Annotated in this window: 24 protein-coding genes; 10 read left to right on the top strand and 14 right to left on the bottom strand. The window is 66.8% G+C overall.

The window, feature by feature from the left end; translation table 11 throughout:
- Positions 1-130 precede the first annotated feature (130 nt).
- Together CFE50_RS09505 and CFE50_RS09500 are read left to right on the top strand one after the other, a co-directional pair.
- Positions 131-1,252 carry a DUF1615 domain-containing protein gene (locus CFE50_RS09505; RefSeq protein ID WP_502694695.1) on the top strand — a complete coding sequence of 374 codons (1,122 nt, stop codon included), beginning with the start codon at positions 131-133 and terminating at the stop codon, positions 1,250-1,252.
- 140 nt (positions 1,253-1,392) lie between these two features.
- Positions 1,393-1,746 carry a hypothetical protein gene (locus CFE50_RS09500; protein WP_007159597.1) on the top strand — a complete coding sequence of 118 codons (354 nt, stop codon included), beginning with the start codon at positions 1,393-1,395 and terminating at the stop codon, positions 1,744-1,746.
- Positions 1,747-1,749: 3 nt separating this feature from the next.
- Here the strand turns inward: CFE50_RS09500 and CFE50_RS09495 are convergent, their stop codons facing one another.
- The 4 genes from CFE50_RS09495 to CFE50_RS09480 all read right to left on the bottom strand — a co-directional run bounded on the left by CFE50_RS09495 (position 1,750) and on the right by CFE50_RS09480 (position 7,410).
- The gene (locus tag CFE50_RS09495) at positions 1,750-2,829 is read right to left on the bottom strand and encodes an SMP-30/gluconolactonase/LRE family protein (RefSeq protein ID WP_241807685.1); all 1,080 of its coding nucleotides are present in this window, start codon (positions 2,827-2,829) and stop codon (positions 1,750-1,752) included.
- Positions 2,830-2,946: 117 nt separating this feature from the next.
- A complete protein-coding gene (locus tag CFE50_RS09490; RefSeq protein ID WP_169854026.1) occupies positions 2,947-4,194 on the bottom strand; it encodes a GGDEF domain-containing response regulator in 1,248 nt (415 codons plus the stop codon).
- Between the two features lie 121 nt (positions 4,195-4,315).
- On the bottom strand, positions 4,316-5,569 hold the full coding sequence (locus tag CFE50_RS09485) for a sensor domain-containing phosphodiesterase (RefSeq protein ID WP_241807684.1): 1,254 nt from the start codon (positions 5,567-5,569) through the stop codon (positions 4,316-4,318).
- Positions 5,570-5,652: 83 nt separating this feature from the next.
- Entirely contained in the window at positions 5,653-7,410 is a 1,758-nt protein-coding gene (locus tag CFE50_RS09480) for a putative bifunctional diguanylate cyclase/phosphodiesterase (RefSeq protein WP_241807683.1), read from the bottom strand.
- A 234-nt stretch (positions 7,411-7,644) separates the two neighbouring features.
- On the opposite strand from CFE50_RS09480, the gene CFE50_RS09475 reads away from it, so the two are divergent.
- Together CFE50_RS09475 and CFE50_RS09470 are read left to right on the top strand one after the other, a co-directional pair.
- Positions 7,645-8,322, top strand: a complete 678-nt coding sequence (locus CFE50_RS09475; protein WP_286732971.1) for a haloacid dehalogenase type II — start codon at positions 7,645-7,647, stop codon at positions 8,320-8,322.
- A gap of 74 nt (positions 8,323-8,396) precedes the next feature.
- Positions 8,397-9,701, top strand: a complete 1,305-nt coding sequence (locus CFE50_RS09470) for a leucine-rich repeat-containing protein kinase family protein (protein ID WP_286732969.1) — start codon at positions 8,397-8,399, stop codon at positions 9,699-9,701.
- Here CFE50_RS09470 and CFE50_RS09465 read toward each other — a convergent pair.
- Complete coding sequence (locus CFE50_RS09465; protein WP_286732967.1) at positions 9,698-10,402, bottom strand: aspartate/glutamate racemase family protein; 705 nt, start codon at positions 10,400-10,402, stop codon at positions 9,698-9,700. The genes CFE50_RS09470 and CFE50_RS09465 overlap by 4 nt on opposite strands.
- A gap of 183 nt (positions 10,403-10,585) precedes the next feature.
- Between CFE50_RS09465 and CFE50_RS09460 the strand changes: the two genes are divergently transcribed.
- Positions 10,586-10,777, top strand: a complete 192-nt coding sequence (locus tag CFE50_RS09460; protein WP_241807679.1) for a hypothetical protein — start codon at positions 10,586-10,588, stop codon at positions 10,775-10,777.
- Positions 10,778-10,835: 58 nt separating this feature from the next.
- Here the strand turns inward: CFE50_RS09460 and CFE50_RS09455 are convergent, their stop codons facing one another.
- Positions 10,836-12,464 carry a methyl-accepting chemotaxis protein gene (locus CFE50_RS09455; protein WP_286732964.1) on the bottom strand — a complete coding sequence of 543 codons (1,629 nt, stop codon included), beginning with the start codon at positions 12,462-12,464 and terminating at the stop codon, positions 10,836-10,838.
- Positions 12,465-12,986: 522 nt separating this feature from the next.
- Positions 12,987-13,796 (bottom strand): SDR family NAD(P)-dependent oxidoreductase, encoded by an 810-nt coding sequence (locus tag CFE50_RS09450; RefSeq protein ID WP_241807677.1) that lies wholly within the window; start codon positions 13,794-13,796, stop codon positions 12,987-12,989.
- Positions 13,797-13,919: 123 nt separating this feature from the next.
- On the opposite strand from CFE50_RS09450, the gene CFE50_RS09445 reads away from it, so the two are divergent.
- Complete coding sequence (locus CFE50_RS09445) at positions 13,920-14,135, top strand: DUF3820 family protein (RefSeq protein WP_007159585.1); 216 nt, start codon at positions 13,920-13,922, stop codon at positions 14,133-14,135.
- Here the strand turns inward: CFE50_RS09445 and CFE50_RS09440 are convergent.
- Positions 14,132-14,584, bottom strand: a complete 453-nt coding sequence (locus CFE50_RS09440) for a GNAT family N-acetyltransferase (RefSeq protein ID WP_286732961.1) — start codon at positions 14,582-14,584, stop codon at positions 14,132-14,134. The two genes, CFE50_RS09445 and CFE50_RS09440, sit on opposite strands and share 4 nt — an antisense overlap.
- A gap of 2 nt (positions 14,585-14,586) precedes the next feature.
- The gene (locus CFE50_RS09435) at positions 14,587-14,811 is read right to left on the bottom strand and encodes a hypothetical protein (protein ID WP_241807675.1); all 225 of its coding nucleotides are present in this window, start codon (positions 14,809-14,811) and stop codon (positions 14,587-14,589) included.
- A 125-nt stretch (positions 14,812-14,936) separates the two neighbouring features.
- On the opposite strand from CFE50_RS09435, the gene CFE50_RS09430 reads away from it, so the two are divergent.
- A complete protein-coding gene (locus CFE50_RS09430) occupies positions 14,937-15,350 on the top strand; it encodes a VOC family protein (RefSeq protein WP_241807674.1) in 414 nt (137 codons plus the stop codon).
- 29 nt (positions 15,351-15,379) lie between these two features.
- Here CFE50_RS09430 and CFE50_RS09425 read toward each other — a convergent pair whose 3' ends face one another.
- Positions 15,380-15,730 (bottom strand): 4a-hydroxytetrahydrobiopterin dehydratase, encoded by a 351-nt coding sequence (locus CFE50_RS09425; protein ID WP_241807673.1) that lies wholly within the window; start codon positions 15,728-15,730, stop codon positions 15,380-15,382.
- 164 nt (positions 15,731-15,894) lie between these two features.
- Here CFE50_RS09425 and acs point away from each other — a divergent pair, with 164 nt between their 5' ends.
- Both acs and CFE50_RS09415 read left to right on the top strand, forming a co-directional pair.
- Positions 15,895-17,853 carry an acetate--CoA ligase gene (acs, locus tag CFE50_RS09420; protein WP_007159580.1) on the top strand — a complete coding sequence of 653 codons (1,959 nt, stop codon included), beginning with the start codon at positions 15,895-15,897 and terminating at the stop codon, positions 17,851-17,853.
- Positions 17,854-18,135: 282 nt separating this feature from the next.
- Positions 18,136-19,098 (top strand): GlxA family transcriptional regulator, encoded by a 963-nt coding sequence (locus CFE50_RS09415; RefSeq protein WP_007159579.1) that lies wholly within the window; start codon positions 18,136-18,138, stop codon positions 19,096-19,098.
- 17 nt (positions 19,099-19,115) lie between these two features.
- On the opposite strand, the gene CFE50_RS09410 is transcribed toward CFE50_RS09415, so the two are convergent.
- From CFE50_RS09410 to CFE50_RS09400, 3 genes are all read right to left on the bottom strand, one after another.
- Complete coding sequence (locus CFE50_RS09410; RefSeq protein WP_286732954.1) at positions 19,116-21,680, bottom strand: bifunctional diguanylate cyclase/phosphodiesterase; 2,565 nt, start codon at positions 21,678-21,680, stop codon at positions 19,116-19,118.
- A gap of 176 nt (positions 21,681-21,856) precedes the next feature.
- Positions 21,857-22,537: a lipoprotein gene (locus tag CFE50_RS09405; protein WP_007159577.1), complete on the bottom strand. Its 681-nt coding sequence runs from the start codon at positions 22,535-22,537 to the stop codon at positions 21,857-21,859.
- Between the two features lie 59 nt (positions 22,538-22,596).
- On the bottom strand, positions 22,597-23,196 hold the full coding sequence (locus tag CFE50_RS09400) for a short chain dehydrogenase (RefSeq protein ID WP_286732950.1): 600 nt from the start codon (positions 23,194-23,196) through the stop codon (positions 22,597-22,599).
- Positions 23,197-23,295: 99 nt separating this feature from the next.
- Between CFE50_RS09400 and CFE50_RS09395 the strand changes: the two genes are divergently transcribed.
- The gene (locus CFE50_RS09395; protein ID WP_286732947.1) at positions 23,296-24,207 is read left to right on the top strand and encodes a LysR family transcriptional regulator; all 912 of its coding nucleotides are present in this window, start codon (positions 23,296-23,298) and stop codon (positions 24,205-24,207) included.
- Positions 24,208-24,712: 505 nt separating this feature from the next.
- Here CFE50_RS09395 and CFE50_RS09390 read toward each other — a convergent pair.
- Positions 24,713-25,414 carry an ABC transporter ATP-binding protein gene (locus tag CFE50_RS09390; RefSeq protein WP_007159574.1) on the bottom strand — a complete coding sequence of 234 codons (702 nt, stop codon included), beginning with the start codon at positions 25,412-25,414 and terminating at the stop codon, positions 24,713-24,715.
- Positions 25,415-25,416: the final 2 nt, after the last annotated feature.

The following is a 25,416-nucleotide window of genomic DNA, read 5'->3' as shown; positions in this document are numbered from 1 at the left end:
AGCTCTGGTTGAATGAAAGGGTTACATCGATATAGCCAGAAGTTATCTAGCGTTCAGGACAGCCGTTTGGCCGAGGGCGTGGTCAAAGCGGCCAAAGGAATCCCCTGGAGTCGCCGTGTCCGCTGCTGCCGTGCCGTCTGTTCCCGCCTTGCCTACCCTGCCGCGATTGCGCGGCTGGACCGCCCTGGCCGCTGCCCTGGTGCTGGCCGGTTGCAGCCTGACGCCCAGCTCCCAGGGTCCAACCCGTTCGCCGGCCGAGGTGCGCGCCGAGCTCCTGCGGCTGCTGCCGGCCAGCGTCGCGGATCGGCAGGGCTGGGCCAGCGATATCCAGACCGCCTTCAGCGCCCAGGGCCTCGAGCCCTCGACGGACAACCTCTGCGCCGTGCTGGCGGTGGCGGAGCAGGAATCCACCTACCAGGTCGATCCGCCGGTGCCGGGGCTGGGGCGGATCGCCCGGGAAGAGATCGACAGACGTGCGGCGCGGGCCTATGTGCCTCAACTGCTGGTGCGCACCGCGCTCAACCTCAGGTCGCCCACCGGCAAGACCTACGCCCAGCGCCTGGACAGTGCCCGAACCGAGCGCGAGCTGAGTCTGATCTTCGAGGACTTCATCGCCATGGTGCCCCTGGGCGGCCAGCTGTTCGGGCGCTTCAATCCGGTGCGCACCGGCGGCCCCATGCAGGTCAGCATCGACTTCGCCGAGGCGCATGCCCGCGGCTATCCCTATGAGCGCGAGGGTTCCATCCGCCATGAGGTGTTCAGCCGGCGGGGCGGTCTCTATTTCGGCACCGCGCACCTGCTGGGCTATCCCGCGGACTATGCCACGCCGCTGTATCGCTTCGCCGATTTCAACGCCGGCTGGTACGCCAGTCGCAATGCCGCCTTCCAGAGCGCGGTAAGCCGGGCCACGGGGATGAAGCTGGCGCTGGACGGCGATCTGGTGGTGCCCGGTTCGCGGACCCAGGGCGAGACCGAGCGGGCGGTCAATCGCCTGGCGCCGGCCCTGGGCATGAGCGACATCGCCATCCGCCACGACCTGGAGGCGGGGGAGTCCGAGGACTTCGCCAAGACCGATCTCTATGCCAAGGTCTATGCCCTGGCCGAGCGCAAGGCCGGTCGCAGCCTGCCGCGCGCCATCCTGCCGGGCATCACCCTGGAAAGTCCCAAGATCACCCGCACCCTCACCACCGCCTGGTTCGCCCAGCGGGTTGAGGAACGCTGGCAGCGCTGCCGGGGCCGCGCCGCGCGCTGAGGGGAGCAGGGGGCCGAACGGCGTTTTCCAGGTGACGAGGGTCGGGCCCGGGGATGGCAATTGGCCAGACTATTCGCCTAACATGGGGCGATGAAGCGGCCTCGCGCCGTACGGTTCTGGTGTAGTCCCTAGAGGTCCAGATGACCGATACCCCCGGCTCCCGGTTGACGCTGATCGTCGACCAGCCCACCCCTACGGCCCGCCATCGGCTGCCACCCCGCGAACAGGCCAAGGCCCTGCGACTGCTGCGTACCCTGGGCCTCGAAGCCGATACCCCGCCGGAACTGGTGCTGGCCTGGCTGGAACGCCGCGATGGCGGTTGTTCGCTGCCGGAAGCGGCGCGCCAGATCGGCCTGGGCAACTGGCTGGGGATCACCACCAGCCTGGCCGACCTCACCCAGAATCTGGCGCGCTTCGAAGCGGCCTACGCCCTGGACAGCGTGCTCGACTCCCTGACCGTCCTGGCCGAGCAGTCGCCGCCCGAGTCCCGCTAGCGGCTAGAGGCCGGCACCACGGATGTTGACGTAGAGGCTGTACAGCGAGTGGGAACCGGCCATGAACAGCCGGTTGCCTTCCGGGCCGCCAAAGCAGAGGTTGGGGCAGCGTTCCGGCAGGTGGATGTGCCCCAGCGCCTTGCCGCTGGGATCGAAGACCCGCACGCCATCGAGCGCCTCGGGCTTGGCCGCCGGCGCGCCACTGCTGCCCCAGCCGCACCAGAGATTGCCCGCCACGTCGCACTTGATGCCGTCCAGGGCGCCGTATTCCAGCGCCTCGATGTGCTTGCGGCGCTCGCCCAGGCTGCCGTCGTCCCTGACCGTATAGGCCCACACCAGGCGATTGGGCTTGGCGCGGCCCTCGACCACGTAGAGCAGCTTTTCGTCCGGCGAGAAGGCCAGGCCGTTGGGGCCGTTGAGATCACCGATCACCCGGGTCACCGCCAGGCTCTCGCCGTCGATGCGATAGACCCCATCGGGTTGCTCGGTCTTGACCCTATGACCCTCGTAGTCGCTGTTGGCCTGGAACGGCGGGTCGCTGAACCAGATGGAGCCGTCACGCTTGACCACCACGTCATTGGGCGAATTGAACGGCTTGCCGTCGAAGCTATCGGCCAGCACCGTGATACGCCCATCGTGCTCGGTGCGGGTGACCCGCCGCCCGAGGCCGTGAGTGGTGGAGCCTTCACAGGCGATCAGCCGACCCTGGCGATCACGGGTCAGGCCGTTGGCGAAATTCGACTGGGCGCGGTAGGTGTCCAGCCGGCCGCTGACCTCATCCCAGCGCACGATGCGGTTGTTGGGGATGTCGCTCATCAGCAGGTAGTTGCCATCGCCGATCCACACCGGGCCTTCGGCCCAGCGCAGGCCGGTGGCCAGGCGTTCGACACTGGCGTTGAACAGCCGCAACTCGAGGAAGCGGTCGTCGAGGATCTCGATCAGCGGATCGGGATAGCGTTGGCTCAGGGGTTCGGCGGCGCGAGCGAGACCGGGCAGGGCGAGGGCGGCGCTGCAGACCAGGCCGCCTTGGAGCAGGCGGCGACGGGACAACGGCCGGGCGAGACCCGGGGAGGAGTCGTGCATGGTGCAGGTCCTTGATTGTTATTGTTCAGACGAGGCAATGCGGATCAACCGGCATTAGCAGGCTAATCGTCTGACATCATATGTCTTGTGGCGGATGGCGCCAACCGGGGCGCGGGCCTAGTCGGCCTCGAGCACCAGGCAGGTCCGACCGCGGCCCTGGCGTTTGGCCTGATAGAGGCGCCGGTCGGCTTCGTGGAGAAAGCCTTCGAGGTCGTCGGCGAGGCCGCTGAAGACGCCGGCGCTGAACGACAGCGGCGGGGCGCCGGGGGCATAGCTCTGGGCGTGGCAGTAGCGGCGCAGCAGGTCCAGCGCCTGCAGCAGCTGCTCCGGTGGCATCCGGCTGACCAGGGCGAATTCCTCGCCACCCAGGCGACCGGTGAGATCCTGGGGCAGGGTCCGGGCCAAGGCCTGGGCGAAGACCACCAGGGCACTGTCACCGCTGGCATGGCCGTGTTCGTCGTTGATGCGCTTGAAGTGATCCAGGTCGAGCATGGCCACGCTCAGGGCGTGGCCCTCGCGTTCGGCCTGGCGGAACAGCTCCTGGGCCTGATCCTGAAAAGCGCGCCTGTTGCGCAGCCCGGTGAGGGAATCGTACTGGGCGGCGTGGGTGAGGGCGCGCATGAGATCCCGCCGTTCCAGGGTCGAGACCACTCGGCAATTGAGCTCCTCGGGGCAGAAGGGCTTGCGCAGGAAGTCGTCGGCCCCCTGCTTGATGAACTTGGCGCTGAGCGAACCCTTTTCGTCGGCCGACAGGCCGATGATGCTGAGGTCGTGGCGGCGCAGCTTCTGCCGCAACATCTGCACCAGTTCGAAGCCGCTGAGGCCGGGCATGCTGTGGTCCACCACCAGCAGGTCGATGTCCGGCTGCTCCTGCAGCAGGCGCAGGGCCTCGTTGCCGTCGCAGGCGTCCAGCAGCTGGTAGCGGTGGGGCGTCAGCACATGGCGGATGTAGTTGCGGGTGGCGTCGGAGTCCTCGGCGATGAGGATCTTGACCGCGGTATTGCTGTCCAGCCGCCGCAGCAGGCGAAAGGCGAATTCGTAGGAGTACTGGCTTTCCTTGAGCACATAGTCGACCACGCCCTTGGTCAGCAGGTCGTCGCGCCGGCGCTCGTCATAGGAACCGCTGAGGACGATGCAGGGCAGACGATAGCGCAGCACCAGATCGACGCTTTCGCCATTGGCCGCATCGGGCAGGTTGAGGTCCACCAGGGCGGCGAAGAACAGATTGGCCGAGGTTTCCAGCATCAGCTCGGCTTCGGCCAGGGTGGCGCAGAATACCGGCTCGAAGTCGCGCTGCTGACGAAAGAGGTGCGCCAGAATCTTGAGGACCATGGGGCTGTCTTCGATGACCAGGATGGAGCGCACCGGTAACTCCTGCAGGGCAAAGATCGGCCGAGAATAGTTCTGGCGTCAGAGGAAGGGATCATTCGCCTCTGCGTATCGGCCAAAGGATCGACGACTTGAATGGCCGCCGATCCTTCCCGGTTCAGCGGTCCGCCTGGCCTTCCAGCTGGCGCTGCCGGGGCAGGCGCAGGGCGTCGTCGCGCGGCAGCGGGCGACTCAGCAGGTTGCCCTGCACCTTGTCCACCTGCAGCGCCTTGAGCGCTTCCAGCTCGGCGAGGGTTTCCACCCCCTCGGCGATCACCTCCTTGTGGGTCTCGCGGGCGAAGGCGATGATCGCCGAGGCCAGCGCCCGGCGTTCGGCGTCGCGATCGATGTCGCGCACCAGGCTCATGTCCAGCTTGATCATGTCCGGCCGCAGTCGAAGGATGTGCCTCAGACTCGAATAGCCGGCGCCGGCATCGTCGATGGCCAGGCGCACGCCCTGGGCCCGCAGCGGTTGCAGCTGGGCATGCAGGGCGTCGTAGTCGTCGACCTCGGCATGTTCGGTGATCTCCAGCACCAGGCGTCCGGGAGGATTGCCGGCCAGCAGCGCTGGCAGGCGCCCGCCCAGGATGGTCTGCGGCGAACAGTTCATGGTCAGGTAGCTGTCGTCGGGCAGACTCTGCAGTCCCTGTAGGGCGAAGCGCATGGCGCTTTCTTCCAGTTCGTCGCCGAGACCGACGGCGCTGGCTTCGGAAAACCACAGGTCCGGGCTGCGCTGCGGCGGGCAGTGGAAGCGCGACAGCGACTCCCAGCCGGCGATGCGCAGATCCGCCAGGTGATAGATCGGCTGGTAGACGATGCTCGGCTGGTGGGCGGCCACCGCGCCCTGGATGCGCTCGCGCATCTCCACCTGGCCGCGGCGACTGGAGACGTCCAGGCTGAGGCGATCGGCCACCAGTTCGGCAAAGGTCCGCACCAACTCCAGGTCACGGGGACTCAGGGTCGGATCGGGCTGGTACTTGAAGCAGCAGAAGGTGCCATAGAGTTCGCCATCGCTGAGCCGCACCGGCACGCTGACGTGAGCGCCGATGGGCACGCTGCGGGTTTCCGGGATCAGCCGGGTAGCGCCGACGGCGCGGGTGTCGGGGATGAGTTCGGGCAGGTGGCCGGTCACCACCTGCTGACAATAGCCCTGGCTGAGCGGCAGGGCATCGCCGGCTTTGAGCGGCGCATCGGGCGCCGCATCGACGTTGCGAAAGACCCGATCCTGCTGGCGAAATTCGGCCAGAAAGGCCACGTCCATGTCCAGGTGGATGCGCAGCGCGTGCAGCACCTTGTCGATGCAGCCCTGGCTGCTCAGGTTGCCGGTATCCAGGCCAACCACCTCCAACAACTCGGTACCTGATTCCCTCATGTCCTCACTCCCGGGAAACTACGACCTGAACCAGTGTAGAGCCTGGAATGAATTTGTCAGTCAAATGACCTCATCCATTCGGCTTAACCCCGTTCGGCGTACCAGGCCTCGAAAGCGGGCAGGGCCATGGGCCGGGCCAGCAGATAGCCCTGGACCTCGTCGCAGCCGGCTTGCTGCAGGAAGGCCAGCACCTCGGGCGTCTCTATGCCCTCGGCGACGCTGCGATAACCGAGCTTGCCGATCAGCGCCAGCAGCGCCCTGACCACCTCCTGCTTGCGTGGATCCTCGGGCAGGTCATGGATCAGCGAGCGGTCGAGCTTGACGCTGGTGACCGGCAATTCGTAGAGATAGGCGAAGTTGCTGTAGCCACTGCCGAAGTCGTCGATGGCAATCTCCAGGCCCAGCTCGCGCAGGGCATGCAGCTGGGCGATGGCCTCGGGATTGCGTTTCAGCCATTCGCCTTCGGTGATCTCCACTTCCAGCCGCCGCGGATCGACACCCTGGCGCTGGCAGGTCTCGCGCAGCAACTCGACCAGATCGCCTTCGTCGAAATCCCGTGGCGACAGGTTGAGCGACAGTCGCCCCTGATAGCGAGTGTCCCAGTGCGCCAGCTGGCCGATGGCGGTACGGATCACCCAGCGGGTGACGCTGTGGATCAGCGCGGTCTTCTCGATCGCCGGAATGAAATCGCCCGGAGCGATGGGGCCGAGTTGCGGATGGGTCCAGCGCAGCAGGGCTTCGGCGCTGCACAGCCGGCGCTCGGGCAGGGCCAGGCGCGGCTGGAAGGCCAGGCTGAAGTCGCCGCGTTCGAGGCCTTCGGGAATCTGCCGGACCAGCTGGAAGATCCGCTGGAAGGCCTCGTCCCGGGGGCGTTCGTAGACCACCCAGTGACGACTGCTCAGCGCCGCCTGATCGACCGCCACCATGGCCTTGCGCAGCAGGTCGCGGACTTCGCCCGCGTCGAGCAGGAAGGGCACCACACCGGCCTTGACCGGCGGATCGATGGGAATGCGGTCGGCCTGGACCGGCATCCGCAACTGGGCGATGAGCGCGTCGAGCAGCGGCTGATAGTCGCAGTCCTCCGGCAGCAGGAAGGCGAATCTCTTGGTGTCCACGTGATAGACCTTGGCCCGCTCGCTCAGGGCGTCGCACAGGCGCAAGGCGAGGCTGCGCAGGAAGGTCTCGAAGGGCCACATGCCCTGGGCCAGAATCAGTTGCTCCTTCCAGTGGGTCTCCAGGGGATCCACCAGCACCAGCAGGCGCCCCTCGTCGGGCTGGAGTTCGGCCAGCTGGGCGACATCGGCGTGGAACTGCTGGCGATTGGGCAGGCCGCTGACCGGATCACGGCGGCGCAGGTGCTGGCGCAGGCCTATGAGGCTCATCACCTGGGCGGCGAAATCGTCCAGGCGCTTGCGCTCCTCCGCCGTCAGTTCGCGCGGCTGGCTGTCGAGGATGCACAGGCTGCCGATGGCATAGCCGCCCTCGGTGACCAGGGTCGAGCCGGCATAGAAGCGCACATGGGGGGCGCGTACCACCAGGGGGTTATGGCTGAAGCGGGTATCGCAGCAGGCATCGTTGATCTCCATCCGGCCATCCTCGGCCTGGATGGTGTGGGCGCAGAAGGCGTCCTCGATGGGCATCTGCGCCAGGTCGAAGCCGACGCGGGCCTTGAACCACTGGCGATCGCGATCCACCAGGCTGATCAGCGCGGTCGGCACATTGAAGCTGCTGGCGACCAGTTCGCAGAGGCGATCGAATTCCTCCGCCGGCGCCGAATCCAGCAACTCCAGGGCGTGCAGGGCGTTGAGGCGGTCATCTTCGTACTTCAGTGAATCGGCCATCAGGCTATCTCGGGAACATCGATGAGCCTTGCTTGAGCAACAAGCCCATCCTGGAAGAACTGCCGCGACCCGAGCCAGGCGAGTGCAGCAAACGAGAGGCAGGTCTGCGGAAGTATCGGCGAGAAATCATAAGACTTTAGCCGTTTCGTCTCGCCTGCCAGTCTGGAACCTTAGCGCGGCTGCACGTCAATCGCGAGCCCTGGTCGAAGGGATATCCCCTGCCGAGTAGCGACCATGACCCTGACCTGCCTGTTCGACATCAACGAGACCGTGCTGGACCTGTCCGCGCTGGATAGCCTGTTCACCGACCTGTTCGGTGACCCCCAGAGCCACACGCTCTGGTTCGCCCAGACCTTGCAGAACGCCATGAGCGCCGAGCTCTGTGGCCGGCACGCCCCCTTCGAGGCCCAGGGTCAGGCGGCGCTGGAGATGATCGGCGCACGGTTCGGGCGAACGCTCACCGCCGCCGACAAGCAGCGCGTCGCGGACGCCCTCAAGCGGCTGCCCGCCCATGCCGATGTCCGCGCGGGCCTCGATTTCGCCCGGGCACAGGGCGTGCGCTGCATCGCCTTTTCCAACAATGCGCGCGCCGCGACCCGGGCGCAGCTGGAATACGCCGGCCTGAGCGACGCCTTCGCCGATATCCTCTCGGCCGAGGACGCCGGCGCCAGCAAGCCGGTTACGGCCACCTATCGCCAGGCCGCCAGCAGCCTGGGTCAACCCGCCGAAGACCTGTGGCTGATCGCCGTCCATGCCTGGGACATCGCCGGCGCCCAGGCCGCCGGGTTCAAGGGTGCCCTGCTGCAGCGGCGTCCCGACCAGGTGGCCAATCCCCTGGCGCCGCCCCAGGTGACCGCCGGCACGCTGCAAGAGGCAGTGGCGCGCATTCTGGCGCACGAGGGCCGCGGCTAGTTGCCCCGGCGTGCTAACGTCCGCGCCATCACCGGCGGGTGCCGGTTTTTCCAGACAGTGAGAGTCGCTTTCCCATGACGGATACCCTTGCCCGGCTGCGTGCCGGCGAACTGGCCGGGGCCACGCGCCTGACCCTGCGCGCCGACCTGACCGAATTCCCCGAAGAGATCTATGGCCTGGCCGACAGCCTGGAAATTCTCGACCTGTCGGGCAATCGGCTGACCCGCTTGCCCGCCGACCTGGGGCGGCTGCACCAGCTGCGCATTCTCTTCTGCTCGGGCAATCCCTTCACCGAACTGCCCGAAGTGCTGGGCACGCTGCCCAGGCTAGAAATGATCGGCTTCAAGGCCTGTCAGCTGGAGCGGGTAGGCGCCGCGGCCCTGCCGCCACGCCTGCGCTGGCTGATCCTTACCGACAACCGCATCGCCGAAGTGCCCGCCGCCCTGGGTGAGCGGCCCGCCCTGCAAAAGTTGATGCTGGCCGGTAACAACTTGCAGAGCCTGCCGGCGTCCATGGCCGACCTGCACCAGCTGGAACTGCTGCGGCTGTCGGCGAATGGCTTCGCCACGCTGCCCCCGGCCATCCTGGAGCTGCCACGGCTGACCTGGCTGGCCTATGGCGACAATCCCCTGGGCGCCGCTCGCGAGCGCGCGGTACGGGCCCAGGCCGCCCGCCAGCAGCGCATCGCCTGGAGCGATCTGCAGCTTGGCGAGCGGCTGGGAGAGGGCGCCTCCGGCATTATCCACCAGGCGCGCTGGCAATCGCCCACCGGGCCGCGCGAGGTCGCCGTCAAACTGTTCAAGGGCAGCATGACCAGCGATGGCACCCCGGAGAGCGAAAGCGCCGCCAGCCTCAGCGCCGGCACCCATCCCTGGCTGATCGGCGCCCTCGGTGACCTGGCCGAGCATCCCGAGCAGCGCAGCGGCCTGGTGCTGGAGCTGGTGGAACCGGCCTTCGGCAATCTGGCCGGACCGCCCAGCTTCACCACCTGCAGCCGCGACGTCTATCCCGCGGACACCCGCTTCACCGCCAGCGCCGTGCGCAGCATGGCTGGCGGCATGGCCAGTGCCCTGGCGCACCTGCACGGGCACGGCCTGGTCCACGGTGATTTCTATGCCCACAACATTCTCTGGGATGGCGGCGCGCGCTGCCTGCTTGGGGATTTCGGCGGTGCCTCGCTGCTGCCCGAGGATGCGGCGCAGGCGGCGCGCCTGCAACGCTTCGAGAGTCGCGCCTTCGGCATCCTGCTGGAAGAGTGGCTGGCGCGGTGCAACGACCCGGTCGATCCGGCCCTGGCGGCCCTGGCCGCCGAGTGCCAGCAGCCCGTGCTCGATGCGCGTCCGCTACTGGCCGAGGTGGCGCAACGGCTGCAGGGCTAGTCACGGGGCTCAGCTAGGGCCCAGTCCACGGCGGCCAGGGCGTGCAGTCGCGTGGTGTCGAACAGCGGCACCGCGCTGTCGCCCTGGTCCACCAGCAGCATGATCTCGGTGCAGCCGAGCACGATGCCCTCGGCGCCCCGGGCGATCAGCTCGGCGATGATCGCCCGATAGGCTGCTCGAGATTCCATGCGTACCTCGCCGCGCACCAGCTCTTCGTAGATGATCCGGTGCACGGTCTGGCGCGCGTCCGCTTCGGGCACCAGCACCTCCAGACCGAAGCGCTCGGTCAGCCGTTCGCGATAGAAGGCCTGCTCCATGGTGAAGGCGGTGCCCAGCAGGCCGACGGTCCGCAGCCCCCTCGCCTGGATCGCCGCCCCGGTAGGATCGGCGATGTGCAGCAGCGGCAAGGCCGTGGCCGCCTCGATTTCATCCGCCAGGCAATGCATGGTGTTGGTGCAGAGCACCAGCGCCTCGGCCCCGCCGGCCGCCAGTTGCCGCGCATGCGCTTGCAGACGTAGACCCAGCGTCGCCCAGTCGCCGGCGTGCTGCAGCGCGGCGATCTCGGCGAAGTCCACCGACAGCAGCAGGCAGGCCGCCGAATGACTGCCGCCCAGTCGGCGCCGGACCTCTTCGTTGAGGATGCGATAGTAGTGAGCCGAACTCTCCCAGCTCATGCCGCCCAGCAGGCCCAGGGTGCGCATGGAGTGTCTCCTGGTGGTTGCAGAAACCTGATCTTGCCTGGGGATCGTGGGTTGGCGGAGAGGCAGTCGCGTGCGGATCGAGGGATACAGTCGGCCTCCCATGGGGTTGGCGAAGCGGCTGGCGGCTGCGCTGGCCTCCGCTATGCTTGCCAGAGGCCACTCCCGGCCCTGGAGGTGATCGTCATGCTCAAAGCCTTGTTCGCCGCGCTAGCCCTGACTGTTTTCGCATCCGCCAGTGTCCAGGCGGCGCCTTGCCGGGACGCCCATGGCAAGTTCGTCAAATGCGAGACGACCAAGACCAAGGCCGCACAATGCAAGGATGCCAAAGGCAAGTTCGCCAAATGCGGTACGCCCGGGGCCACACCCGTCAATTAGCCAGCGTAGCGCTGCCCGCCTGGCGGTCAGGTGACCGGCGGGCGGGCAGCGGCCTGGCTCAGGTGACCTTGAAGCGGCCTACCAGCTGATTCATCTGCACCGCCAGTTGCGACAGTTCACTGCTGGCGGTCGCCGTCTGGCTGGCACCTGCGGCGCTCTGTACCGACAGGTCGCGGATGGTTACCAGCGCCCGATCCACTTCCCGGGCCACATGGGCCTGTTCCTCGGCCGCGGTTGCGATCAGGGTGGTGCGCTCGGAGATCCCCGTCACCGCCTCGGTGATGACCGTCAGCGATTGCTGCGAATCCCGCGCCAGGGTCAGGGTGCGCTGCGCCAGGCCGGCGGTGGCGTTCATGGTGTTGACCGCCTCGCTGCTGCCACGCTGGACCTGGGTGATGACCGACTCGATCTCCTGGGTCGACTGCTGGGTACGCTGTGCCAGGGCGCGCACCTCGTCGGCGACCACGGCGAAGCCGCGGCCGGCATCACCCGCGCGGGCGGCCTCGATGGCGGCGTTGAGCGCCAGCAGGTTGGTCTGCTCGGCCACGCCGCGGATCACCTCCAGCACCGTGGTGATGTTGCCGACATCGCTCGCCAGCTGCTGGATGCGGCCACTGCTGTCGGTGACGTTGCCATTGAGCGCCTCGATGGCCTGTACGGTCTGCTCGACGCTGGCGCGGCCCTGACGCGACGCCTGATCGGAACTGCGCGCTTCACTGGAGGTGCTCTCGGCGTTACGGGCGACCTCTTCCACCGCCGCGGTCATCTGGTTGACCGCGGTGGCAGCCTGCTCAATTTCCTGGTTCTGCTGATTGAGGCCACGATTGGCGTCCTCGGTCACCGCGTGCATCTGGGTGGCGGCCGAGGCCAGCTGGATGGCCGAATCGCTGATCTGTTGCAGGGTCTGCATCAGGTTGCCGCGCATCCGCTCGAAGCTCAGGCTGAGCTGATGGAGTTCATCACGGCCATGGTCTTGCCAGGGTTGCATGAGGTCGCCATTGGCGATGCTTTCGGCCACCGCCATGCTGCGACGGACCGGCAGCACCAGACTCAGGGTAAAGCGCCAGGCGATCAGCAGAGTCATCACCATGGCGAGAACCAGGGTGCTGATGACGTAGGTCAGGCTCTGCTCATAGAGCACAGTTGACTCCTGACTGATGTCAGCGGCCTGTTCATGATTGACCTTGATCAGGTCCTGAATCTTGGCCAGCACCGGTTCGTTGAGCGGGCGAAAGGTCTGATTCAGGTAGGTGCGCGCAGCATCCACACCGTCGGTGGTCGACCGTCTCAAGACCTCATCCAGCACGGTCCGCCAGGGTCCGACCAGTTGCTTCAACTCCTGGTAAAAGCGGCCTTCCTTTTCACTACCGACTACGGTCTGGTAGGTATCCAGCGCCTTGTTGAAGCGTTCCAGCTCCTGCTTGAGCCGTACCTGACTGGTCTGACCGACCTCGCTGTCAGTCGTCGTGATCAATCTGAGGGTTTCCAGACGAATCTGCAGGATGGCGGATTCGAGTTCGGCTGCCGTCCGAGTACCCCCCAGACTGCTCTGTTCCATCACTTGCTGACTCGCCCTCAGCTTGCCTATCTGGTTCAGGCTGAAGAGCCCGAGACCCAGCAAAAGCACAGCGAAACTGGTAAAGCACAGCAGGGCTCTACTGCCTATTTTTAGATTTCTTAATGACATGAAGCGTCCCTCTCCAGTGAAATGCTGGAGAGCAATGTTTCAAAAAGTTTGAGGTTTGAAATCAGGTGCCCGATGAAACAGCTAAACAACGGCCTCATCGGTATTGCCGGAGAGTTGATTCTTATTAACTAATTTTTTAGTCAATCTTATGGCGCTATTTTTTCGTTAAACGTAGAGAAAAGATGAGGTGTGGACTTTTATGCGCTTATAAGATGTGTGACTTATGTGGCCTCAAGCCCCATGCAGACAGATACGCGGTCGACAGGAGGTGGGAGGGGAACGGATCAAGAAGAGTTGAATTTCAGACCCGCTGGTCTGAAGTATTTTAATTGGTCCGTTATTGTTATTTGGCTGTGCCTGATTGCAATTAGACAACGATTGCTGTCGTTGTTGTTGAGACTGTCGTTTAGCCAAGTACCTGTTTGAGTGTTGAAAAGTTTTTTGGCAAAGGGATACGTGGGGAGTAGCTGCCAAGACTTCAGGCTGCGTGTCGCAGCCTGAAGTCAGCCGGGGCACTGCGGCTCAATCGTCCCGCTGTGCCGATCCCGGCTCCGACCAGGCGCGGTGCCGTTCGGCCTTTTGGGCCTCGCTTTCCACCCGATTGAGTACCTCACCCTCGTGCTGGACCTCGGGACCGCCGCCATAGACATGGTCGAGGCCCTGCATCAGGGCCGCATAACCCTGGGCGGCCACCTGCACCGGATCGTTCTTGGGCCCGGCGCCAACGCTGGTGTCGTCCTCGCCGGCGCGGTGGAAGAAGTTGGTGTCGGTCTGGCCGGGCATGAGCACCGTCAGGGTCACGCCGCTGTCCTTGAGTTCGTTGCGCAGGGCGAAGGCGAAGGAGTTGATGAAGGCCTTGGAGGCGCCGTAGACGGCTTCGAAGGGAATCGGCGCGGTGGCCGAGATGGAGGAGGTGAAGAGCACCCGGCCACGGCCGGCGGCGACCATCTCCGGCAACACCAGCTTGGCCAGGTGCACGGTGGCCATGACATTGAGCTGGATCAGCGCCATCTCGTCTTCCAGGCGCGTCTGGCCGACGAAGGCGCCACCCAGGCCGACCCCGGCGTTGAGCACCACGACGTCCAGCGGGCGGCCCTGGCGACGCAGGAATCTAAAGGTCTCTTCCACGCCCACGGCGGTGCGCAGGTCGGCCGCATGGCTCCACACCTTGACCCCCAGGGCACGCAATTCGCGCTCGGCGGCATCCAGCCCATCGCCGCGGGAGACCAGCAGCAGATCATGGCCGTGGCGGGCCAGCTGCTTGGCCAGTTCGAAGCCGATGCCGCTGGAGGCACCAGTGACGGCGGCCAGCGGCCGGGAAACGTTGCTCATGCGAAAAATCCTCTGCAGACCTGATGTAGCTGGGATCGTCGCGGACTGCTGGTGCTCCCCGCGGCCGACGGTTGACCCTTGAGGGCATGGCATAATCGCCAGGCCGTGTAGAGGAGACAAGAGATGCAACCCGCGGATCTGGAAGCCCTGGTGACCTGGACCATGCCCTATGGCAAGTACGCCGGCCGCCTGCTGGCCGACCTGCCGGGCCACTACCTCAACTGGTTCGCCCGCAGCGGCTTTCCGCCTGGCGAGCTGGGCCGCTTGCTGGCGCTGATGCAGGAGATCGACCACAACGGCCTCAAGCCGCTGCTCGATCCGTTGCGCCGCCGCCGTTAGTCCGCCAGGCGACGCATGTCGATATGGGGGATGCCGTCTTCGTCATAGACCGCTGAGCAGGGCGTGAAGCCATAGCGGCCATAGTAGGCCTGCAGATGGGCCTGGGCGGAGAGAAACAGCGGGCGCCCGGGCCAGCGCTCGGCGCAGACGCGCAGGGCATCCGCCAGCAACAGATGTCCCAGGCCGCTGCCGCGGCCCTCGGGGGCGACGATCACCCGGCCGATCACCACTTCCTCGCGTACCGCGCCGAGCAGGCGCAGGTAGGCGTGCAACTGGTCGTCACGCCAGCCGAACAGGTGCCAGACGTCTTCCGCCAGATCCAGGCCGTCGGCATCGGGATAGACGCACTGCTGCTCCACCACGAAGACCCGGGCGCGCAGCACCAGGGCGGCATAGAGTTCGACGGTGGTCAGCGCCGGCGCGGCGCGGCAGCTCCACTGGAGGGTCATGGTCAGTCCTTGCGCCGGCCGGACAGCATGCGGAAGCGATTGCGGTTGAGCAGCACGTAGCCGGTCAGCTGCAAGCCCGCCGCGAACAGCAGGCTGCGCATGGCGCCGGGTTCGGCGGGGCGCGGACCCTGGTAGAGGCCATAGAGGGCGAAGGCCACGCCCAGCAGGCCGAGGATGAAGAAGACCAGACCGATCTTGGTTAGGCGGGGGAGGGTGCGCAGATTCATGGCAATGTCGTCACAGGCAAAGGCCGCCACGCTAACCGTCCGGACCGGGCTTGTCGAGCCGATAGGCAGCCGCAGCGGACTGGTCTAACGTGGCCTGATGGCCCCTGGCAAGCGGGAGAGAGCCCATGTTCAGCCATGTACAGGTCGGCGCGCGTGATCTGGAGCGCCTGATCGATTTTTACGACGGCGTGTTGCACGAACTCGGTCTGGTGCGGATGCCGGCCGAAGACGACGGTGGCCCGCCCGGGTGTGGCTGGCAGCGGCCAGGTCGAGCCTGGCCGCAATTCTATGTGCAACTGCCCTTCAATGGCCTGCCGGCCTCCTGGGGCAATGGCGTCCAGGTGAGCTTTGCCGCGCCTTCGCCGGCGGCCGTGGAGGCGGCCTGGCATCGCGCCCTGCAACGGGGCGGCAGTGACGAGGGAGCCCCCGGCATCCGGCCGGGCTATGGTACGGACTTCTACGCCGCCTACTGCCGGGATCCGGAAGGCAACAAGCTGTGCTTCGTGCATGCCGAGGGACTCGCCGCGGCCTGCGACTAGGACGGTCCGGCGCTCCGGTATCTCGGCGCTCAGACGTTGGCCGCCAGGGCGACCGCATCGGTACGGGCGGCCATGATGAAGTCGTTGCGGTGGAGGCCGCCGATGTTGTGGGTCCACCAGCTCACCGTCACCGCACCCCATTCGGTGAGCAGGGCCGGGTGATGGTCCTCGTCCTGGGCCTCGCGGCCGACGCGGTTGGTGAAGTCCAGCGCCTCGAGGAAGTTGCCGAAGGCATAGCGGCGTTCCAGCCGCGGGACCCCCGCGCGTTCCACCAGTGTCCAGCCCGGGACGGCCTTGAGCAATTCGTGGCTGGCGGCCTCGCTGAGGGGCGGTTCGCTGGAGCGACAGGGGATGCAGTGGGCGTGGGCGAGATCGGCCATGGGGCGCTCCTTGAGGGGAAAAAAATCACCGGAGGCCAAGGGTAACAGACCCGCCGGTCAGCTCCCGGCGTCCCGTCCGACCATGGTCGAATGGTCCGAAACCGGTGCGCGCCGTACAACGGAACACAACAAGAACAACAGTTTCCCGCCGAGGAGATCGTCCCATGAGTGCCGCTTTCTACCCGGTCCGCGCGGAAGTCGCTTCCCGGACCCTGACCGATGAAGTCACCTATCGCCGCCTGTACCAGCAGTCCATCCTCAACCCCGATGGCTTCTGGCGCGAGCAGGCCCAGCGCCTGGACTGGATCAAGCCGTTCAGTCGGGTCAAGCAGACCTCCTTCGACGATCATCGCGTCGACATCCAGTGGTTCGCCGATGGCACCCTGAACGCCTCCTACAATTGCCTGGATCGCCACCTGGAAACCCGCGGCGACCAGACCGCCATCATCTGGGAAGGCGACGATCCGGCCGACAGCCGCCACATCACCTACCGCGAACTGCATCGCGAGGTCTGCCAGCTGGCCAACGCCCTGCGCGGCCAGGACATCCACCGCGGCGACGTGGTGACCATCTACATGCCGATGATCCCCGAGGCCGTGGTGGCCATGCTGGCCTGCGCCCGTATCGGCGCGGTGCACTCGGTGGTGTTCGGCGGCTTCTCCCCCGAATCCCTGGCCGGCCGCATCAGCGACTGCCAGTCCAAGCTGGTGATCACCGCCGACGAAGGCGTGCGCGGCGGCCGCAAGATCCCTCTCAAGGCCAACGTCGACGAGGCCCTGACCAACCCGGCCACCTATTCGGTGCGCAAGGTGATCGTCTGCAAGCGCACCGGCGCCGACATCGCCTGGCACCGCCACCGCGACGTCTGGTACGAGGACATCACCTCGGTGGCCCCGGAACATTGCGAGCCCAAGGAGATGTCCGCCGAGGCGCCGCTGTTCATCCTCTATACCTCCGGTTCCACCGGCAAGCCCAAGGGCATCCTGCACACCACCGGCGGCTACCTGACCTACGCCGCCCTGACCCACGAGCGGGTCTTCGACTATCGCCCGGGCGAGGTCTACTGGTGCACCGCCGACGTCGGCTGGATCACCGGCCACAGCTACATCGTCTACGGCCCCCTGGCCAATGGCGCCACCACCCTGCTGTTCGAAGGGGTGCCCAACTACCCGGACGTCACCCGCATGGGCCAGGTGGTGGACAAGCACCAGGTCAACGTCCTCTACACCGCGCCCACCGCCATCCGCGCCATGATGGCCCAGGGCGATGCGGCCATGCGCGGCGTCGATGGCAGCAGCCTGCGCCTGCTCGGTTCGGTGGGGGAGCCCATCAACCCCGAGGCCTGGCACTGGTACTACAAGACCGTGGGCCAGGAGCGCTGCCCCATCGTCGACACCTGGTGGCAGACCGAGACCGGCGGCATCCTCATCAGCCCGCTGCCCGGCGCCATTGGCCAGAAACCCGGTTCGGCGACCCGTCCGTTCTTCGGCATCCAGCCGGCGCTGGTGGACAACGAAGGCAACCTGCTCGACGGCGCCGTGGAAGGCAACCTGGTGATCCTCGATTCCTGGCCGGGCCAGTCGCGCTCCATCTATGGCGACCACGACCGCTTCGTCGACACCTACTTCAAGACCTTCAAGGGTATGTACTTCACCGGTGACGGCGCCCGCCGCGACGAAGACGGCTACTACTGGATCACTGGTCGCGTCGACGACGTGCTCAACGTCTCCGGCCACCGCATGGGTACCGCCGAGATCGAGAGCGCCCTGGTGGCCCATCCCAAGGTCGCCGAGGCCGCGGTGGTGGGTATGCCCCACGACCTCAAGGGCCAGGGCATCTATGTCTACGTGACCCTCAACCAGGGCGAGGAAGGCAACGAGGCCCTGCGCCAGGAGCTCAAGCAGTGGGTGCGCAAGGAGATCGGTCCGATCGCCACGCCCGATGTCATCCAGTGGGCGCCGGGGCTGCCCAAGACCCGCTCCGGCAAGATCATGCGGCGGATCCTGCGCAAGATCGCCGTGGGTGAATACGACGCCCTCGGCGACATCTCCACCCTGGCCGACCCGGGCGTGGTCCAGCATCTGGTCGGCACCCACCAGCAGATGAGCCAGGCCGTCGCCTGATTCGACGGCTCCGCCAACCGCCCGCTATCGTCCCGGTAGCGGGCGGTTTGTTTTTGGCGGTCCTGTAAGGAGTTGTCGCCAGGGCAAAAGCCCTGGCCGTTGCGCTGGCGCTAGAATCGCGCCAGCCGGCGGACCGGAGGGCACACCGGTCCACTCCCCGGGCAAAGGCCGGGACAGGGGCAGCGCTCCGGCGTACCATGCGTGCCACCCCACAAGGGTTTCATGGCGCGCGGGCCCCGGATCGGTCGCCCCCGCCGCTCTCGACAGGAAGCCAGACGTTAGATGACCATCCGCATCGCCTTTCTGCTGTGGCCCGACGTTCGTCCGCTGACCGTGGGCCTGGTCGAGGAAGCGCTGGAACTCGCCGCTCGCCATTCGAGCGATACGCCCTACGAGGTGCGCTTTCTGCAGGCCGGCAGCGAGTTGCAGCCGCGCCTGCCGGGTGGCCACTGGGAAGGGCAGCTGGAACGCCTGGATCGCCTCTTCGTGCTGGCCGACGAACCCTCGCCCGCGCTGCCGCCGCCGCTGGCCGCGGCCCTGCGCCAGACCGCCCGGGCCGGGGTGGTGATGGGAGGTTTCTCCGCCGGGGTGCACATCCTCGCCCAGCTCGGTCTGCTCGACGGGCATCGCGCCGCCGTGCACTGGCGCTGGCTGGAGGAATTCAGCGAGCAATTTCCCAAGGTCATCGCCACCCACCACCTCTACGAGTGGGACCGCGATCGCCTGACCGCCTGTGGCGGCCTGGCCATCCTCGATCTACTGCTGGCCATGATCGGCCGTGATCGCGACGCCGAACAGGCCGGCACCATCGCCGAGGAGCTGATCGTCGAGCGGCTGCGCGAAGGCAGCGAGCGGCAGCGCATTCCGCTGAAGAATCGCCTGGGGTCGAGTCATCCCAAGCTGACCCAGGCGGTGATGTTGATGGAGGCCAATATCGAAGAGCCCCTCACCACCGACGAGATCGCCCAGCACGTCTGCGTGTCCCGACGGCAACTGGAGCGGATCTTCAAGCAGTACCTGGCGCGGGTGCCCAGCCAGTACTACCTGGAATTGCGGCTGAATCGGGCGCGCAAGATGCTCACCCAGACCAGCAAGTCGATCATCCAGATCGGCCTGTCCTGCGGCTTCTCGTCGGGGCCGCACTTCTCCAGCGCCTATCGCAACTTCTTTGGCGTCACTCCTCGCGACGACCGCAACCAGCGACGCGGTGCGGCGGGCGAGGGCAGCATGGTGGCCGAGCGCTAGGCGCCCGGCGCACCCCTTCAGCTCAACGGCTCCGCCACTCCTTCGTCCAGCCAGGCGCCCAGCCGATCGGCCGGTAGCGGCGCGCCGCAGTGGAAGCCCTGGATCTCGTCCGCCGGCAGGTGCTGCAGCTGGCGCAGGTGCTCGGCGTCTTCCACGCCCTTGAGAGTCACCTTCAGCCCCAGCGAACGACCGAGATCGATCATGGCCCGCACCAGGGCGCTGTCTTCTGGCGCCTGGTGGTGCCGGGCGATCAGGCTGCGGTCGAGGCGGATGCCGTCCAGCGGATAGCGGCGCAGGTAGGCCAGGGAGCACAAGCCGGAACCGAAGTCGTCCAGGCACAGGCGCACGCCCAAGCCCTTGAGCGCGCCCAGGGTGTTGGCCACGTCGGCGGCCGGATCCAGCAAGGTGCGTTCGGTGAGCTCCAGCTCCAGGCGCGAGGCCGCCAGGCCGCTTTGGTAGAGCGCCTCGGCCACGGTCTGCACCGGATCTTCGTTGGCGTGGAATTGCTGCGGCGACAGATTGACCGACACCGAGAGGCGTTCCGGCCAGCCCTGGGCATCGTGGCAGGCGGTCTCCAGCACCCAGCGCCCCAGGCGCTGCCCGAGGCCGGCGTCCTCGGCCAGGGTCAGGAAGTCCAGCGGCTCCAGCAGGCCCTGGGTCGGGTGCTCCCAGCGCACCAGCGCCTCGAAGCCGCGCAGGCTACCATCGGCCAGGCAACGACGCGGCTGGTAGTAGAGACTGAGGCGATCCTCGCGCAGGGCCTGGCGCAGATCCTGTTCCAGCTGCCGGCGCAGGAGCACCTGCTCGTTCATGGCCGGTTCGTGGAAGCGCCAGGTGCCGCGGCCAGCGGCCTTGGCCTGGTAGAGGGCGATGTCGGCCAGGCGCAGCAATTCCGCCGGGATGCCGGTATCCCGCGGCGCCAGAGCCACGCCCAGGCTGCTGCCGATGAAGACCCGCTGCTCGCCGAGGCGGAAGGGTTGGCGCAACTGCTCCACCAGCCGTCGACAGAGGTCGGCGATGGCAGCGGGATCGCGATTGCCACTGAGCACCACGCAGAATTCGTCGCCGCCCAGGCGCGCCACCAGGTCGGTGGCGGTCACGTTCTGCCGCAGGCGCTGCGCCGCTTCCTGCAGGACCTGATCGCCGGCCGCATGGCCAAGGGCGTCGTTGACCGTCTTGAATCTATCCAGGTCCAGGCTGATCAGCGCCAGGGGCCGGGGCTCCGGGCCTTCCAGGTGGGTGGCGAGAAATTGGTGCAGGCGATGGCGGTTGGGCAGGCCGGTCAGGGGATCGTGCCAGGACAGGTGCTGGACCTGGGCCAGGGCCTCGATCTCGTCGGTGAGATCGGTGACGGTGCCGCGGTAGCCGCCTTCGGGAATGGCCCGCGCGGCGACCCGGCAGGTGCGTTCGCGGCCGTTGCCGTCCAGGTAGTGACAGACCAGCGGCGGGCATGGCTTGCGATCGTGGGCCTGGCCGGCGAGCCAGTGCGCCAGGGTGTCGGCATGGGGGGTGAGCAGTTCGTTGAGCGGCCGGCCGAGCCAGCGCTCGGTGGCTTCCCCGGTGACCTCGGCGAAGCGATCCGAGACATAGACCAGGCGCAGCGTGGCGTCGACCTCCCACAGCCAGTCCGAGGTGGCCTCGGCGATGTCGCGGAAGCGCCGCTCGCCGATGGCCAGTTCGCTGCGGCTGGCCAGCAGGTCATCGTACTGGGCATCCAGCTGGCGCATCGAGATCAGCGCCTGGCGAAACAGCCAGATCAGTCCCAGCAGCAGGATCAGCACCCCGCCACCAAACAGCGGCAGGGTCTGTTGCATCAGCCACAGCCCCGGACGCGGTGGGCGCCAGGTCAGCTGATAGCTGGAACCCGGCAGTTGCCAACTGGCGCGGCTGCCGGCACCGTTGGCGCTGATGCTCAGCGGCGGCAGGTTGTTGGCTTCGCTCAGGGCCGCCAGCCGGGCGGGACTGAGCACATTGACGAAGACCAGTACCGAGGCTGGCGCCTCCTGGGGGCGAACGCCGGCCTGGTCGCCCGGAGTGATGGCGGCGGCGGCCACCAGCGCCGGCATCCCGGCTACGGTCAGCACGCCGGACACGCTGCCGGCGCGGGCGTCGGCGCTGCGCGCCGCCGCCAGCAGGCCGGCGATGTCGCCCTGCAGCCAGGGCGTAGCGGGATCGGCCAGCTGGCCATCGAGCAGGCGATAGCGGGGTCGGTCCTGGCCGTCGAACACCAGCACCCCTTCATAGCCATAGACGCGGTACAGGGATTCGCCGAGGTTGCCCTGATCGTAGGCCCAGTCAGTATCCAGTTCCTGATGGAGGCGGCGATAGGCTTCGTCCCATTTGCTGTAGTCGATCAGATTGCGGGCGACCTCTTCGTCGAGGCGCGTGAAGGTGCGGCCAACGGCGCGCTCGGTGTGCTGGGCGACGGTGGCATCCTGGCGCACGGCATTGTCGACCAGCAGATAGCAACCCAGGCCGATGAGACCCAGGAGCAGTACGCAGAGCGCCGGAAACAGCCGCAGGAGGACGGTATGGCCCCGCCGACGTGGTAAGCCGCTGCGGGACGCTGAAGATGTTGGCATGCCTGAACCCTGGCTGGATGAGCGTTCCTATGCCTTCGCCTGGTGGAACCTGGAAGTGACCAAGCGAAGCGGATGAAACCTTGCCGTCGCTAGACTAGACCCTTGGGGCGCGCGACGCTAAACGTAAAGCGGGAGATGCCAAAGGGATCGCGCTAAGCATCGCGCGAACGCCTATGTCAGGTGGGATTGCCGGCACCACCATAGAAGGCGCAGCCCTGCCAGGTCTGGCCATTGATGCGCAGTTCGGCCTGCAGCGACTGCACGGTGCCGGTACGACCGTCCACGCAGCGCCGCGGATTGATCCACAGCTCGACCTTCTCGCCATTGGCCTCGGTGGACAGGGCGCGCATGCCGCCCGGCAGTTCTTCCTGGACGAAGGGCAGGGCGCGGCGCTGCTGGCCGGCGGTGCTGACCAGCATGCCCTGGTTGCTGACCTGGACGCTCCAGTCCGGTCCATGGCCACCGGCGTTCATGGCGGTGCGCTTGAAGTTGGGATCGCTGCAACCCGGTCCGCTGTATTGCACGCGGTAGACGTCGGTGACGGCGAACACGCCTTGGGCGCCATCGCGACCGCCGGACTTGAGCTTGCCGCGCAGGTCGGCGAACAGCGAAGCGGCGCCACTGTCGGCGGCCAGTTCGTGGGCATCGCGCAGGATGGCGGTGTTGTTGGCGTCGGTGACGTCGAAGAAGCGCTGTTCCTGGCAGGGGCGGAACAGCAGCTGGTCACCGCTCCAGCGCAGATCGCCCTGTAGGCGCTCGCCGCCCGGTGCACGCGGGGTGTCGTCGCTCTGGAACAGGCTGCAGCCGCCGAGGAGGCCGAGCAGGGCTAGGGGAAAGATGGCACGCGGCGCTGGCATCGCAGGACTCCGACTGAGGTGGGCACACGTTACTCAGACAGCGCCGCGAGCTCAAGGACTTACCAGACGCGATACGTCTTGCCGGTTTCCCGTCCTTCCACGCTGCGTTCGTAGGCCAGGGCGGCCTCGGCGCCGCTGACCGCCTTGAAACCGCGGAAGAAATCGCCGTAGTGGCCCAGGGACTCCTGCAGCACCGTCGGGCTGATCGCGTTGAGGCGCTGACCGTGGGGCAACTCGATGGCCGCACCGCGGACGAAGCCTTCCAGCGCCGCGTTGACCATGGCCGCCGAGCTGCCCTGGGCGATGGGCTGTTCGCTGAGAATCCCGGTGGTCAGGGTAAAGGAGGCGCCCTCGGCGGCCTGCTGCTGGCCGAGCAGCACCAGGTTGACCTGGCCCATGAGCTTGTCCTGCAGGCCTTTCTGGTACGCCTCGGGCGTCATCTCGGTGAAGGGGGCGAAGGTCACCGAACCCACCGCGCTGACCAGGGCATCGAAACGACCCACCTGGGCGAAGAGGGCACGGATGGACTCGGGTTGAGTAATGTCGACCTGCAGGTCGCCGGATCGGCGACCGACGCGGATCAGGTCATGGCGGCTGCCCAGGCGTTCGGCGATGGCGCTGCCCAGGGTCCCGCTGGCACCGACGAGGATGATTTTCATGGGAGTGGCTCCGTGAAGGGAAGGGAGTCCTCAGCCTAGAATGGCCCATTGCCCGGATAAATCGCCTGAATGGCAATCCAGTGTTTCCAGGAGGAAACGATGCAGGACGACTTCACCGATCTCTCCGCCTTCGCCATCCTCTGTGACAGCGGCAGCTTCACCCGTGCGGCCGAGCGCCTGGGCTGCAGCAAGGGCCAGCTGTCCAAGCGCATCCGGGCGCTGGAGACACGGCTGGAGACCCAGCTGCTGCACCGCACCACCCGCCGCCTCGCTCCCACCCCCGCCGGTCGTGCCCTGCTGCCGGAGGCCCAGGCCCTGGTGCGCCAGCGCGAGCGGGCCCTGCAGAGCGTGGCCCGGCTGCAGGAGGAAGCCGCCGGCCCGGTGCGCCTGACCGTGCCGGTGTCCCTGGGCTACACCTTTTTCGAGGTGCTGCTGGCCTGTCGCGCCGCCCATCCCGCCATCCAGCTGGACCTGGTGCTGGACAACGGCTATCGCGACCTGGTGGCCGAGGGCTTCGACCTGGCGATCCGCGCCCGGCTGGAGCCGGACGAGCGCCTGGTCGCCCGCCCGCTGTTCGCCATGCAGGAGGTGACCTGCGCGGCGCCGGGCTATTTGCGGGAGCGTACGCTGCCAGAGCGGCCCGAGGACCTGTTAGAGCAGCGCTGCCTGGTGAACAACCACTATGCCCAGGGCGAGGTCTGGCTCTATCACCGCGACCATCAGCTCAGCCGCGTCCAGGTGGAGCCCAGTCTTTCCTGCAACCATTACAGCCTACTCAAGCAGGCGGCCCTGGCCGGGCAGGGCATCGCCCGGCTGCCGTCGTTCATGGTGCACGAAGAGCTGGCCAGTGGCGCCCTGGTCTGGCTGCTCCGGGAATGGCGCACCCCCAGCCAGCCGCTGTTTCTGGTGCATCCCTACCAGGGCGGGTTGCCCAAGCGCACCAGAGTGGTGGCGGAGGCCCTGAGCGACTGGTTCGAGCGCAGTCGGCAGCGCCTCGAGGCGTTGGGGTAGTGGGGGCGATAATGCTGAACGCCTGCGCGGACAGCCCCCTCTCCCTGCGGGAGAGGGCTGAGGTGAGGGCGCGCTTCGCCGCGGAACCCCCAGTGGAAAAGGCTGCGCCGTTTTCCACGCTACGTGTCTGTCGGGCTTCGACGATGGAGGTGTCTCAACTCAACCTGCGGTCGAGCCGCCGTAGGTTGGGTTGAGCGCAGCGAAGCCCAACAGCGCCGGTATTCGAGCAGGCATTGTCGGGCTTCGACGATGAAGCCGTCTCAACCCAACCTAGGTATTGCATGGATCGCCCCCTCTCCCTGTGGGAGAGGGTTGGGGTGAGGGCGCGCTTTGCCGCGAAGCCCCCAATGGAAAAGGCTGCGCCGTTTTCCATGCTACGTGTCTGTTGGGCTTCGACGGTGGAGACGTCTAGACGCAACCTACGGTCGAGCCGCCGTAGGTTGGGTTGAGCGCAGCGAAGCCCAACAGTGCCGAGGTTGAGGCGTGTCGGGCAGCGAGGACATGCTCAACCGCCCAGATAGGCCTTGCGCACATCCGGGTTGGCCAGCAGTTCGGCGCCGCTGTCCTGCATGACGATGCGGCCGTTCTCCAGCACATAGCCGCGGTCGGCCAGCTTGAGCGCCTGGTTGGCGTTCTGCTCGACCAGGAACACCGTCACCCCATCCTGGCGCAGTTGCTCGATGATCTCGAAGATCTGCTGGATGATGATGGGCGCCAGGCCCAGGGAGGGCTCGTCGAGCAGCAGCAGGCGCGGCTCGCTCATCATCGCCCGGCCGATGGCGAGCATCTGCTGCTCGCCGCCGGACATGGTGCCGGCGCGCTGGGCATAGCGCTCCTTGAGGCGCGGGAAGAGGCCGAGGACCTTCTCCAGCTGGCGGTCATAGGCGTGCTTGTCGGTAAAGAAGCCGCCCATGGCCAGGTTCTCTTCCACGGTCAGGCGGGCGAACACCCGGCGGCCTTCCGGCACCACGGCGATGCCCTTGCGCATGATCTGCGCGGTTTCCTGGCCGACCAGTTCCTCGCCTTCGTAGCGGATGCTGCCGCCATGGGCGCGCGGGGTACCGCAGAGGGTCATCAGCAGGGTGGACTTGCCGGCGCCGTTGGCGCCGATCAGGGTGACGATCTCGCCCCGGTTCACCTGCACGCTGACGCCATGCAGCGCCTGGATCTTGCCGTAGAAGGTGGAGACGTTGTCGAACTGCAGCATGG

This window comes from Pseudomonas sp. PGPPP4 (genome assembly GCF_002256045.1).
GTDB classification, from domain to species: Bacteria; Pseudomonadota; Gammaproteobacteria; order Pseudomonadales; family Pseudomonadaceae; genus Chryseomonas; species Chryseomonas oryzihabitans.
Note: the sequence above shows the minus strand (reverse complement) of the source record. Positions and strands in the feature narration are given on the sequence as shown.